The organism is Acinetobacter soli (assembly GCF_018139125.1).
In the GTDB taxonomy this organism is placed as follows: domain Bacteria; phylum Pseudomonadota; class Gammaproteobacteria; order Pseudomonadales; family Moraxellaceae; genus Acinetobacter; species Acinetobacter soli.
Map to the genome: position 1 here is coordinate 2,044,386 of NZ_CP073241.1, position 11,972 is coordinate 2,056,357.

Consider the following 11,972-nt stretch of genomic DNA (forward strand, 5'->3'; position numbering starts at 1 on the left):
TCAACGTTAAACTTGAACGTCTTCGCCGACCAAGGCACCAAATACAGAAGCACCATGCTCGGCAGGTGCGGCCGCCGAGCGAAATACACCAAATAACTCACGACCAAAACCAACTTCGTTTTCAGCCTGATGCGCTGGCTGTGCAACAGGACGTGATTGCCAAACCTCCTCATCAAGCTCCACATCAAGTACGCCAGCCTCGGCATCGATGATCAGCATATCGCCGGTTTGTACCTTGGCAATCGGACCATTGAGTAAGGCTTCTGGAGACAGATGAATCACGGCTGGAACTTTGCCCGATGCACCCGACATGCGCCCATCGGTGACCAAAGCAACATGAAAACCCTGATCTTGTAATACACCCAGCAAAGGTGTTAAACGATGTAGTTCCGGCATTCCGTTGGCGCGTGCACCTTGAAAGCGAACCACTGCGATAAAATCACGATGCAACTCACCACGATCAAATGCAGCTTGCACCGCCTCTTGTGAATCAAACACAATGGCAGGCGCTTTGACTTTACGGTGCTCCGGTGCAACCGCAGAAATCTTGATCACACCCCGACCTAAGCGGCCCTGCATTAAACGCAAACCACCATCAGGCTGAAACGGCGCATCAATGCTACGCAATACTTTTTCATCTAAACTTTGCGCGACTGCATCCACCCAAGTCAGCTTACCGTCTATAAGTTTTGGCTCTTTGGTATAGTGGTGCAAACCTTTACCAGCTACCGTGTTGACATCGTTGTGCAACAACCCAGCCTCAAGCAAATTACGAATGAGGAAGGCAACACCACCGGCAGCTTGGAAGTGATTGACATCGGCCTTGCCATTTGGATAGATCTTCGCAAGCAATGGCACAACAGCAGACAACTCATCGAAGTCATCCCAGTCAATTAAAACCCCTGCCGCACGGGCAATGGCAATCAGATGCAAGGTATGGTTGGTTGATCCACCTGTGGCCAGTAAGGCCACAATGCCATTGATAATTGATTTTTCATCTACAACATGGCCAATTGGCGTATAGTTGCCGCGTTCAACAGTTAAATCGAGCACACGAATTGCTGCTTCTGCCGTCAGCGCATCGCGCAACGGCGTATGAGGATGAACAAATGCCGCACTCGGCAAATGCAAGCCCATCACTTCCATCAGCATTTGGTTGCTGTTCGCGGTACCGTAAAATGTACAGGTCCCTTGACCATGGTAAGCAGCAGACTCAGCCTCTAACAACACGTCACGCCCGACTTCACCTGTTGCAAACTGTTGGCGGATTTTGGCCTTGTCGTCATTCGACAAACCACTGGTCATTGGGCCAGCAGGCACAAAAATGGTCGGTAAATAGCCAAATTGCAACGCACCAATCAATAAGCCCGGTACGATCTTGTCGCAAACACCCAGACACAATGCCGCATCAAACATATTGTGAGACAGCGCAATGGCAGTACTCATCGCAATCGTTTCACGAGAAAATAACGACAGTTCCATACCTGCATTACCTTGCGTAATGCCATCACACATTGCGGGTACACCGCCAGCAAATTGTGCTACACCGCCATTTTCTCGCGCTGCTGTTTTAATTAAATCTGGAAATGATTTATAGGGTGCATGCGCCGAGAGCATTTCATTATAAGAAGATACAATGCCGATATTGGGTTCGCGTCCGACTTTAATAATGAGTTTTTCTGAATCGTCCATGCTGGCAAAACCATGTGCCAGATTGGCACATGAAAGCGCACCACGAGCAGGAAATTTGCCTTGCGCATCTTCAATACGCTGTAAGTATGCAGCACGGGTTTTTTGGCTACGTGCAATCACACGCTCGGTCACTTTTACTAATATCGGATTCGGCAAGTCCATGCTGGGCGCTCCTTTTACAACCGGATAAGCTGGCAAAAAAATAAACCAAATGATTCTAAGATCATTTGAAAAAATAAATAATAGTATTGGGGTAAAAAGCCACGTGCTATCTCAGTGAATACTAATTCGACAGTCCGTATACATACTTTAAATGGTATAGAGAAATTAGATTTTTAAAATCAGAAGCTCTTAAAAAAGCCTATATATCATTACACTCAAAACCGGTTTTTAAAACTACAGCAAGATTATCTCAATATCAATACCAAGAAATACATTTAAATACACACCATCCAATGACTGTATAAAATAAAATCATATTACAAATTAAATATTTGATTTTTATGTTTTTATTTTGATTATTTCTTTTAATTATATAAGAAATTTAATAGAAAAATTTCATTATATTTTCAAAATTAATAGTAGTATTTCTATTTTTTATATCAATTCATGATTACCAATTTTAATAGTACATATACTTATCTGTATACCTTGTTAAGTTAATACAGCTTATTTATATTCTGAATGGAAAGAATTTATTCAAATAAATCTAAAGGTATTTAAAAAATTAATTGTATGAGCCATAAATTATTTATGTACAAAAAACCGAACTATTCACTGCTGTGAAAATAAACACATCGATTAAAATATGGACGAAATTAAGATTAGTGAGAAATGGTTTGAAGAAGATTATTCTGAGTGATTAATACTTAATATATATAAATCTTAAAGTGTATTAATTAGGCACCAAACTTAATTATTTCAATTTTTATAAAAAAAACCAAACTGCCTTTCTGTTCGTAATGGCTTCTTAGTCATGCTTCATTTTTATCAGCGAATATTCTTTTCGCTTTATCTATCCCTATTGATGCTGGCTGATAGTTTGCATCGCGCTGTTTAGATTCACACTAATCAAATATCCGAAAAACAAAAACAACTTAAGGAATTGATTTATATTCATTTATTTAAAATTAAAACCATTTTTAAATGAAATTATCTTACCAAAAGCCAAATTTTTATACAGGAGGTTCGCCCCTATAGAGTTCCAGATCACGCGATTTTCATCAATCATTTACCTGACAGATAGTCTAATTCGCTATGATCAAAGCTCGGCATGGATCTTGTGCGTGGTGCAATTCCTTACAACCAATATCGTGCTCTTTTTTCAATGCCAGTGTGATTGGTGCTTGGCAGTAGGCTATAAATTGTTTAATCGTCGATAGTGCTTAAGTCTAATCTGCTAAAGTCTATCTTGGACATAAAAACGACACATGTTAAAACATTAAGTATGCGCTAACCTTCGAATCGTTCATGAATTTGAATTTCAAGTGAACAAATAATTTACAACAGCAATCGGGTAACCTATCGTGTCTACATCAGTATTAGTTATTAACTGCGGTTCTTCCTCTATCAAATATGCGTTGGTTTCTGAACGACGTGAAGATCGGATCTATGGGCTGGCAGAGAATTTGGGTGGTGCAGATGCGCGTATCAAAGGTATTACCGTTGGAGGCGAGCCGCTTGAACTCTCTATTCCATATGCAGATCACGAAAAAGCACTAGAAACCTTATTGGCTCGACTCGCCAATTACAAACCGCAAGCCATCGGGCATCGCGTCGTTCATGGCGGCAGCTTAACCAAAGCCGAACTCCTCACGCCAGAAATTATTGATCGAATCCGCGCTGCCACACCGCTGGCTCCGCTACACAATCCAGCACATTTAATTGGTATTGACGCCACCATGCGTTTGTTCCCAGAATTGCCACAAGTGGCTGTATTCGACACGGCGTTTCATCAAACCATGCCGGCACATGCATACCGCTATGCTGTACCTAAATTTTTGTTTACCGAACACAATGTTCGCCGCTATGGTTTCCACGGCACCAGTCACGCTTATGTATCAGAGCGTGGAAGTCAGTTGGCAGGGCAAGTTAAACAAGGGGGTTGGTTAACTGCTCATTTAGGTAATGGGAGCTCGACCTGCGCCATTTGGAACGGCGAAAGCCAAGATACGTCGATGGGCATGACCCCACTTGAAGGTGTTGTTATGGGCACACGTAGTGGTGATATTGACCCTAGTCTTCATAGCTTTTTAGCCAGCAATCTAGGTTGGGATATTGCCAAGATCGACACCATGCTCAACAAAGAAAGTGGCTTACTGGGGCTTTCAGATCAACTCTCCAATGATATGCGCACGCTGATTGAGGCCGCAGATACAGGGCATGAAGATGCCCAACTTGCAATTGAAGTGTTCTGCTATCGTTTAGCCAAATCGCTGGCTGCATTAAGCTGCGCACTTCCACGCCTTGACGGTTTATTCTTCACAGGTGGAATTGGGGAAAACTCAGCATATATTCGTGAAAAAACCATGGCATATTTGCCACACTTTGGTTTTGCGCTCGACAAAACACGCAATAACGGCTTAAAACGTGGTACGGAAGGTCGAATCGACAATGGCACTGGACCTCAAATCTGGGTTATTCCAACCGATGAAGAAGGCCGGATTGCCAAAGAAACCGAACAGGTCGTCGAACAGGCTAAAACTGCTGATGTGCATGTGCAAATGGCGTAAGCATTCAATGATTTCTATAATTCTTTTTTGATAAGGCGGTTATGAATACTCTTTTACTGATTCCTACCGGGGAAGGCGTTGGCCTGACTTCAGCCTGTTTAGGCCTGATTTATGCACTCGATTGCAACGGTATTAAGGCCGGATTTTTAAAGCCATTTTCACAGGAACTCCCGAATCAGGTGGATCGAACCACCTCCTTATTCAGCCATCTTTTCCAAGGCACCACCGTGACCTCGATTGCACACGAAAAAGTGCTACAACGCTGGGCACTCAGTGAGCGCGACGAACTACTCGAAGAAGCAGTGAGTCTACATCGAAATGTTGCAGCCAATTATGACGTGATCATTGTGGAAGGCCTTTTGCCCACTGCTCAAGATCATTTTGCGACTGAACTGAATGCGGCGTTGGCTCAAGCACTCGATGCAAAGGTCGTGCTGGTGAGTACAGCAGATGTGCAAAATCCGCGTCGTACAGCAGAGAAAGTTGAAGCACATCTACATCAGTTTGGCGGTACATCCTCAAATCGTACCGCTGGTGTGCTGTTTATGCGTACCCGTGGCTTACCTGAAGAAACTGCGCATATTCCACTGACCATTGATCCGTCATTGCGTCTAGATACTGAAATTGCAGACTTTAGCAAAGAGCTACAACGCTATAATCGACATCTTGGCTCACCAACCATGCCAATTATTGGCATGGTGCCTTTTAGCAATACCTTAAGTGTACCGCGCACGCTCGATATTGCCTCTGTGGTTGAAGGTGACTGGATTCATCAGGGTGATGCCAAACATCGTCGTATTTTGCATTCGAGTCTAATTGCGTCCAGTATCGAATATGAGCTAAATAAGTTTATTGCGGGTGAACTGATTATCAGTGCATCGGAGCGCACAGATGTCCTGTTGGCCAGTAGCTTAGCCACCAGTAACGGTATTCCACTGGCAGGCTTGGTGCTCACCGAACGTAAAGCGCCGAATCCACAAATTCTGGATTTTTGTCAGCATGCCATCAAGCAAGGCTTACCGATTTTACACACCCAACTCAATACACTGGAAACGGCACAACGACTGGCCGATTTTGGAAACGAGATCCCCACTGACGACACCGAACGTGCAGAACAAGTCACGCGTTTTGTCTCAAGTCATATCGATGTGACTTGGCTGCAAGCCCAGATTAATACAGGGGTTCAGCCCCGTTTATCTCCATCGGCATTTCGTCATGAACTGGTACAAAAATCAATTGCAGCCAAAAAGCGTATTGTACTGCCAGAAGGCGATGAACCACGCACCGTTCAGGCCGCTGCCATTTGCCAGTCTCGCGGGATTGCGCACTGTATTTTGTTGGCCAAACCTGAAACTGTGGTAGAGGTAGCCAAAGCACGAGGAATTGAATTGCCCGATGATCTGGAAATTATTGATCCCGATCTGATTCGCAATCAGTACATCGCACCAATGGTGGAGCTACGTAAAGGAAAGCTGAGCGATCTTCAAGCCAAAGAGCAGCTTCAAGATACCGTAGTTTTAGGCACCATGATGCTGGCACTCGATCAGGTGGATGGATTGGTTTCTGGTGCAATTCATACCACCGCCAATACAGTTCGCCCCGCTTTTCAATTGATTAAGACAGCACCCAACTATTCTTTAGTTTCCTCTGTCTTTTTCATGCTGCTTCCAGATGAAGTTTATGTGTATGGTGATTGCGCAATTAATCCAGACCCAGATGCCGATCAACTGGCCGAGATTGCCATTCAATCGGCAGATTCTGCAAAAGCCTTTGGCATTGAACCGCGCATTGCCATGATCAGTTACTCTACCGGCACTTCGGGCACAGGTGCAGACGTAGAAAAAGTGGTCCGTGCCACTGAAATTGCCAAACAACGTCGCCCAGACTTACTGATTGATGGACCACTGCAATACGATGCCGCCTCGGTTGAAAGTGTTGGCCGACAAAAAGCACCAGATTCAAAAGTCGCTGGCCGCGCCAATGTGTTTATTTTTCCAGACTTAAATACGGGTAATACCACCTATAAAGCAGTTCAGCGCTCGGCAAACGTGGTGAGTGTTGGCCCGATGTTGCAAGGTCTAAATAAACCGGTTAATGATTTATCACGTGGCGCATTGGTCGATGACATCGTGTTTACCATTGCGCTGACCGCTATTCAGGCCGAGCAGCAACTTGAAGCAAAAGCTGCTGCGCTAGCCTCATAATCACTTTTAATCGCTCTTTAAAAAGCCATTTGCCACGATCAAGTGGCTTTTTAAATTGATTACCAGTGTTACTTCTTTTGAACCAACCATACCGTATGTCCAGTACATTCTGGATCTTCTGCAATCATTTTGATGATTTTAAAGCCATATCGAGCCAGTAAGTTTCGATATTCTGCGGCATCTAAACTGGCATGATAAAGTGGCTCACCAAACATATCACCAATCGCCTCGCCATCGCTTGGCCCACTGGTAAACATAAGCACACCACCTGATGCAGCATGCATTGAAAACTGTGCAAGCATCTGGCGCTGATCTTCAGGATTAAGATGAAAAAAACTATCCCACGCCAAGATACCATCAAAGGTTTGCTCAGCACGAAACTGACGAATATCGGCATTTATCCATATCTGTTCAGGAAAATTTTGCTGTGCCATATCTAGCATGACTGTGGACGCATCAACTCCCGTCAATTGACACCCCTGCTCAATCAAATATTTTGCAATGGGTATCCCCGAACCACATCCCAAATCAACTACCTTTGCAGACATGGGTAATAGACCTAAAAAACGATCAAGCCATATTTTTTCGTGTAGAAAATCGCCTCTTAACTGTGTCCAATCACGACCATGTTTTTGATAAATCTCAATAATATTTTTTGCTAAATCACTATACTGCATTAGGATCTTCTCTGTATTAATAGCACAATTTCCTGCTCTGAATCGCAATCTATGTATCCCTTCGACCTTTAGCCAAAATCTCGCCAAAACTCCCCACAGCCTGATCGTTTTATCATATAATTTAGCCCGCTAGCTAACTGCCCGCTCAAGAGATTTTTTGGTATGACCACAATTATCAAACAAAAAGACTTGATCACTTCGGTCAAGGACGCCCTTCAGTTCATTTCTTACTATCATCCGCAAGATTTCATTCAGGCCATGAGCCGCGCGTATGACCGTGAAGCGAACCAAGCTGCAAAGGATGCAATCGCGCAAATTCTCATCAACTCTCGTATGTGTGCAGAAGGCCATCGCCCAATCTGTCAAGATACGGGGATCGTCAACGTTTTTGTTGATGTAGGTCTAGACGTTAAGTTTGATCTGAGCATGAGCCTAGACGATGCAATCAATGAAGGTGTACGCCAAGGTTATCTTGAAAATACCAACGTACTGCGTGCTTCAGTGCTTGCAGATCCGGCTTTTGGTCGTAAAAATACCAAAGACAATACGCCTGCCGTGATTCACTATAAGCTCGTTCCGGGCAACAAAGTTGACATTACTGTTGCAGCAAAAGGTGGCGGTTCTGAAAACAAATCTAAACTTGCCATGCTCAATCCATCAGATTCGATTGTAGACTGGGTACTCAAAACAGTTCCAACCATGGGTGCTGGCTGGTGTCCGCCAGGTATGCTCGGTATCGGGATTGGCGGTACTGCTGAAAAAGCCATGATGCTTGCCAAAGAAGCATTGATGGAAGAAATCAACATGGACGAGCTACTTCGCCGTGGGCCAGAAAACAAAATCGAAGAACTTCGTATCGAAATCTTTGAAAAAGTAAATGCGCTCGGGATTGGTGCACAAGGTTTGGGCGGCTTAACCACAGTCCTCGATATTAAAATTAAAGATTATCCATGTCATGCAGCAGGTAAGCCTGTTGGTATGATTCCAAACTGCGCCGCAACTCGTCATGCCCACTTTCAGCTAGATGGTTCAGGCCCAGCGCATATTCAAGCCCCTAAACTTGAAGATTACCCAGAAGTGACGTGGGATGCGTCTAAATCAAAACGCGTGAATCTCGATACCATCACCCAAGAAGAAATGAACTCTTGGCAGCCGGGCGATACCTTGTTGCTTAGTGGCACCATGTATACTGGCCGTGATGCAGCGCATAAACGCTTAGTCGAAATGATCGACAACGGTGAAGAGCTTCCTGTCGACTTAAAAGGTAAATTTATTTACTACGTTGGTCCGGTTGATCCTGTACGTGACGAAGTGGTTGGACCTGCTGGCCCAACAACCGCAACGCGTATGGACAAATTCACACGTAAAGTGCTTGAGCACACGGGTCTGTTTGGCATGATTGGTAAAGCAGACCGTGGCCCAACAGCCATTGAAGCGATTAAAGACAATCAAGCCACTTACCTGATGGCTGTCGGTGGTGCAGCGTATTTGGTTTCAAAAGCAGTACGTGAAGCCGAAGTGGTTGCCTTTGCAGATTTGGGGATGGAAGCCATCTACAAATTTGTAGTTGAAGATATGCCGGTTTCCGTTGCAGTTGATGTAAACGGTACATCGGTACATGCCATTGCACCTAAAATCTGGCAAGAAAAAATTGGCAAAATCCCTGTGATTGATGCCACTGCGGGTTAATCAAAAGAGAAAGCGCCTTCGGGCGCTTTTTTATTCTTCAGATTTTGTGTTCACTCACCATGTGAGTGGATTCCACAGTTTAAACGGCTTGACCAACAATACATCACTCTTTTCATCATACTTTGCCGGTTTAAGCTCTTGCGCTTTACTTCGAATCTTACCATTTTGATCTTGTGCAACAAAATTATAACTCGAAGATTTGAGGCGGGTAAATGCAATCTGATTGCGCCCAGTTTTTTCAGGCACCATCAAAAATGGTCCCGAGCGCTCTTTGCGCCCCGGATTTTCTTCATCGTATTTCACGTAATAGCTTTGTCCAGCCTCAACACTCATGTCGATATATTTAGGGTCTTGAAAATGAAACACTGTGAGTGGACGACTGCTCGACAGTCGATAGGTACCCGCGGGAAGCTCAATCCAGTAATAATGATTGTTTAACAAGCTTGGAATGCGTTTACCATTGATAAATAAATTGGCTGCCGCAATTTCCTGCTGATTCCAGCGCGTGTCGGGTCGATATAGATACACCACGGCCGCTTGTGGATTTTGTGGCTGAATGGGTTGAAAGTATTGACCCAGTTTTTGATTGACCCACCCTCCCACGCTAAATTTCCCGACATGATACTGATCGGTAATTCCGGGTTTCTGCGTCACATCGACAGGCGGTAAAGTCGAGCGCAGTGCTTTCGCATCAGACGATTGAGGCACACTGTGCTGACATCCTGTAAGCAGCCCCACACCACATAATAAAAAACATAGATTACGCATGACATCCCTCGAAGCGCTTTTTTTGAATTATTTTTGAGCAATCACTTTGCATCTTTTGTTTTTTTAGATTAACACCAGCCGTTTTTAAAGCCAATAAAAAAGCATGAAATGCGTAAACAAATCATGCTTTTTCAGACGAAACAAATTAAGCTGATTTTGAATCAATCACCTTTAGGTCTGAAGCACTTAGCTCTTGACCAGATGTTTTGGCTAAATGTTCCTTCTTGTAAACAGGCGCAGCTTTGCCCTGAATCACCTCTTCATTGACAATCACAGTACCCACATCTTGACGGCTTGGTAGGTCGTACATGGTTTCAAGCAATACATTTTCCATGATCGAACGCAAACCACGTGCACCGGTATTACGCTCTAATGCCTTTTTGGCAATGGCTCGTAAAGCCGACTCTTCAAATACCAAATCTACATTTTCCATCTGGAATAAAGATTCGTATTGACGCGTTAATGCATTTTTTGGCTCAGTCAAAATTTGCATAAGTGCTGCTTCGTCTAGCTCTTCAAGCGTTGCAATCACTGGCAAACGGCCAATAAATTCAGGAATCAAACCAAATTTAACCAAATCGGTTGGCTCAACCTGACGGAAAAGCTCAGCCAGCTTTTTGCTTTCGTCTTTCTTTTTGACTTCTGCATTAAAGCCAATACCGCCTTTTTCATGGCGCTGCTGTACAATTTTTTCCAGACCAGAAAAAGCACCACCACAAATAAACAGTATATTTGAAGTATCAATCTGGATGAATTCCTGCTGTGGATGCTTGCGACCACCTTGAGGCGGTATAGAAGCCACAGTGCCTTCAATCATTTTAAGCAAGGCTTGCTGCACACCTTCACCCGAAACATCGCGTGTGATAGATGGGTTTTCAGACTTACGGGTAATTTTATCGATCTCGTCGATATAAATAATCCCTTTTTGCGCCTTCTCGACATCGTAATCTGCTTTTTGAAGCAGCTTCTGTACGATATTTTCTACATCCTCACCCACATAACCTGCTTCGGTAAGGGTGGTGGCATCGGCCATTGCAAACGGTACATCCAGCAAACGTGCCAGTGTTTGTGCCAGTAAAGTTTTACCAGAACCCGTTGGTCCAATCAGCAAAATATTACTTTTTGCAATTTCGACTGCATGTTGCTTGTTGGCCTGCCCAGACTGTCCTGCTTTTAAACGCTTGTAATGGTTATATACCGCAACAGATAAGGTTTTCTTTGCCAGATCTTGACCAATCACATACTGATCGAGTGCCGCCCGTATCTCATGAGGTTTTGGCAAATCACGACTTGCCCAATCTCCTGCTTCAACTTGCTGGCTCGTTTGAACAAGATCCAAGCACACATCCACGCATTCATTACAGATATAGGCGTTCTCGCCTGCGATTAGTTTCCCAACCTCAGACTGAGACTTGCCACAGAATGAACAGTGTTTTTGTCCTTGAGGATGTTCGGACATATCTACTCCACAACTTAAATCTTAAAAATTAGGGACGTTTAGAGAGCACTGCATCGACTAAACCGTATTCTTTTGCCGCTTGCGCAGTCATGAAATTATCACGATCGGTATCACGTGCGACACGCTCATAGTCTTGGCCACTATGCTCTGCCATCAGACGATTTAAGCGCTCTTTGATAAATAGAATTTCACGCGCGTGAATTTCGATATCCGATGCCTGACCACGGAATCCACCTAAAGGTTGGTGAATCATAACACGTGCATTTTCAAGGCAATAACGTTTGCCCTTGGCACCCGCATTCAGCAAGAAAGCACCCATAGATGCAGCCTGACCCATACAGTAAGTCACGACATCAGGCTTGATAAACTGCATGGTATCATAAATTGCCATGCCCGCTGTCACCGACCCACCTGGTGAGTTGATGTAAAGGTGAATGTCTTTATCTGGGTTCTCTGCTTCTAAAAACAACATCTGAGCAACAATTAAGTTTGCCATATTGTCTTCGACTTCACCCGTCAAAAAGATGACTCGCTCACGTAAAAGACGTGAAAAAATATCAAATGAACGCTCGCCGCGTGATGATTGTTCAACTACAACAGGAACTAAAGCATTTTCAATCGTTGGAACATACATACGTTTATTTATTCCTAAATTTTTTGTAACTTAACCCATAATCACAATATGAGGGATAATTACTGAAATTGCAAAAAGATTCCAAAGGAAATATCAGATAATTTCAGCTGAAGATAG

Annotated in this window: 8 protein-coding genes; 3 read left to right on the forward strand and 5 right to left on the reverse strand. The window is 43.9% G+C overall.

Translation table 11 applies throughout. The features are described from left to right. Positions 1–6: 6 nt before the first annotated feature. Complete coding sequence (edd, locus tag KCV09_RS09440) at positions 7–1,854, reverse strand: phosphogluconate dehydratase (RefSeq protein ID WP_212515079.1); 1,848 nt, start codon at positions 1,852–1,854, stop codon at positions 7–9. Between the two features lie 1,364 nt (positions 1,855–3,218). On the opposite strand from edd, the gene KCV09_RS09445 reads away from it, so the two are divergent. Both KCV09_RS09445 and pta read left to right on the forward strand, forming a co-directional pair. Next, positions 3,219–4,424 carry an acetate/propionate family kinase gene (locus KCV09_RS09445; protein ID WP_004932868.1) on the forward strand — a complete coding sequence of 402 codons (1,206 nt, stop codon included), beginning with the start codon at positions 3,219–3,221 and terminating at the stop codon, positions 4,422–4,424. A 41-nt stretch (positions 4,425–4,465) separates the two neighbouring features. After that, positions 4,466–6,628: a phosphate acetyltransferase gene (pta, locus tag KCV09_RS09450; RefSeq protein WP_212515080.1), complete on the forward strand. Its 2,163-nt coding sequence runs from the start codon at positions 4,466–4,468 to the stop codon at positions 6,626–6,628. Positions 6,629–6,696: 68 nt separating this feature from the next. On the opposite strand, the gene KCV09_RS09455 is transcribed toward pta, so the two are convergent. Further along, entirely contained in the window at positions 6,697–7,305 is a 609-nt protein-coding gene (locus tag KCV09_RS09455) for a class I SAM-dependent methyltransferase (protein WP_212515081.1), read from the reverse strand. A gap of 162 nt (positions 7,306–7,467) precedes the next feature. Here KCV09_RS09455 and KCV09_RS09460 point away from each other — a divergent pair, with 162 nt between their 5' ends. Then, positions 7,468–8,994 (forward strand): fumarate hydratase, encoded by a 1,527-nt coding sequence (locus tag KCV09_RS09460; protein ID WP_004932850.1) that lies wholly within the window; start codon positions 7,468–7,470, stop codon positions 8,992–8,994. A 54-nt stretch (positions 8,995–9,048) separates the two neighbouring features. On the opposite strand, the gene KCV09_RS09465 is transcribed toward KCV09_RS09460, so the two are convergent. The 3 genes from KCV09_RS09465 to clpP all read right to left on the reverse strand — a co-directional run bounded on the left by KCV09_RS09465 (position 9,049) and on the right by clpP (position 11,855). After that, positions 9,049–9,762: a DUF2846 domain-containing protein gene (locus tag KCV09_RS09465; protein WP_212515082.1), complete on the reverse strand. Its 714-nt coding sequence runs from the start codon at positions 9,760–9,762 to the stop codon at positions 9,049–9,051. A gap of 145 nt (positions 9,763–9,907) precedes the next feature. After that, entirely contained in the window at positions 9,908–11,221 is a 1,314-nt protein-coding gene (gene clpX / locus KCV09_RS09470) for an ATP-dependent Clp protease ATP-binding subunit ClpX (RefSeq protein ID WP_004932846.1), read from the reverse strand. Positions 11,222–11,249: 28 nt separating this feature from the next. Beyond that, complete coding sequence (gene clpP, locus KCV09_RS09475; protein WP_004932834.1) at positions 11,250–11,855, reverse strand: ATP-dependent Clp endopeptidase proteolytic subunit ClpP; 606 nt, start codon at positions 11,853–11,855, stop codon at positions 11,250–11,252. Positions 11,856–11,972: the final 117 nt, after the last annotated feature.

What these genes read in the sequence shown, in the direction of transcription:
- edd (WP_212515079.1), bottom strand. Translation starts at nt 1,854, where the DNA reads ATGGACTTGCCGAATCCGATATTAGTAAAAGTGACCGAGCGTGTGATT.
- pta (WP_212515080.1), top strand. Translation starts at nt 4,466, where the DNA reads ATGAATACTCTTTTACTGATTCCTACCGGGGAAGGCGTTGGCCTGACT.
- KCV09_RS09455 (WP_212515081.1), bottom strand. Translation starts at nt 7,305, where the DNA reads ATGCAGTATAGTGATTTAGCAAAAAATATTATTGAGATTTATCAAAAA.
- KCV09_RS09460 (WP_004932850.1), top strand. Translation starts at nt 7,468, where the DNA reads ATGACCACAATTATCAAACAAAAAGACTTGATCACTTCGGTCAAGGAC.
- KCV09_RS09465 (WP_212515082.1), bottom strand. Translation starts at nt 9,762, where the DNA reads ATGCGTAATCTATGTTTTTTATTATGTGGTGTGGGGCTGCTTACAGGA.
- clpX (WP_004932846.1), bottom strand. Translation starts at nt 11,221, where the DNA reads ATGTCCGAACATCCTCAAGGACAAAAACACTGTTCATTCTGTGGCAAG.
- clpP (WP_004932834.1), bottom strand. Translation starts at nt 11,855, where the DNA reads ATGTATGTTCCAACGATTGAAAATGCTTTAGTTCCTGTTGTAGTTGAA.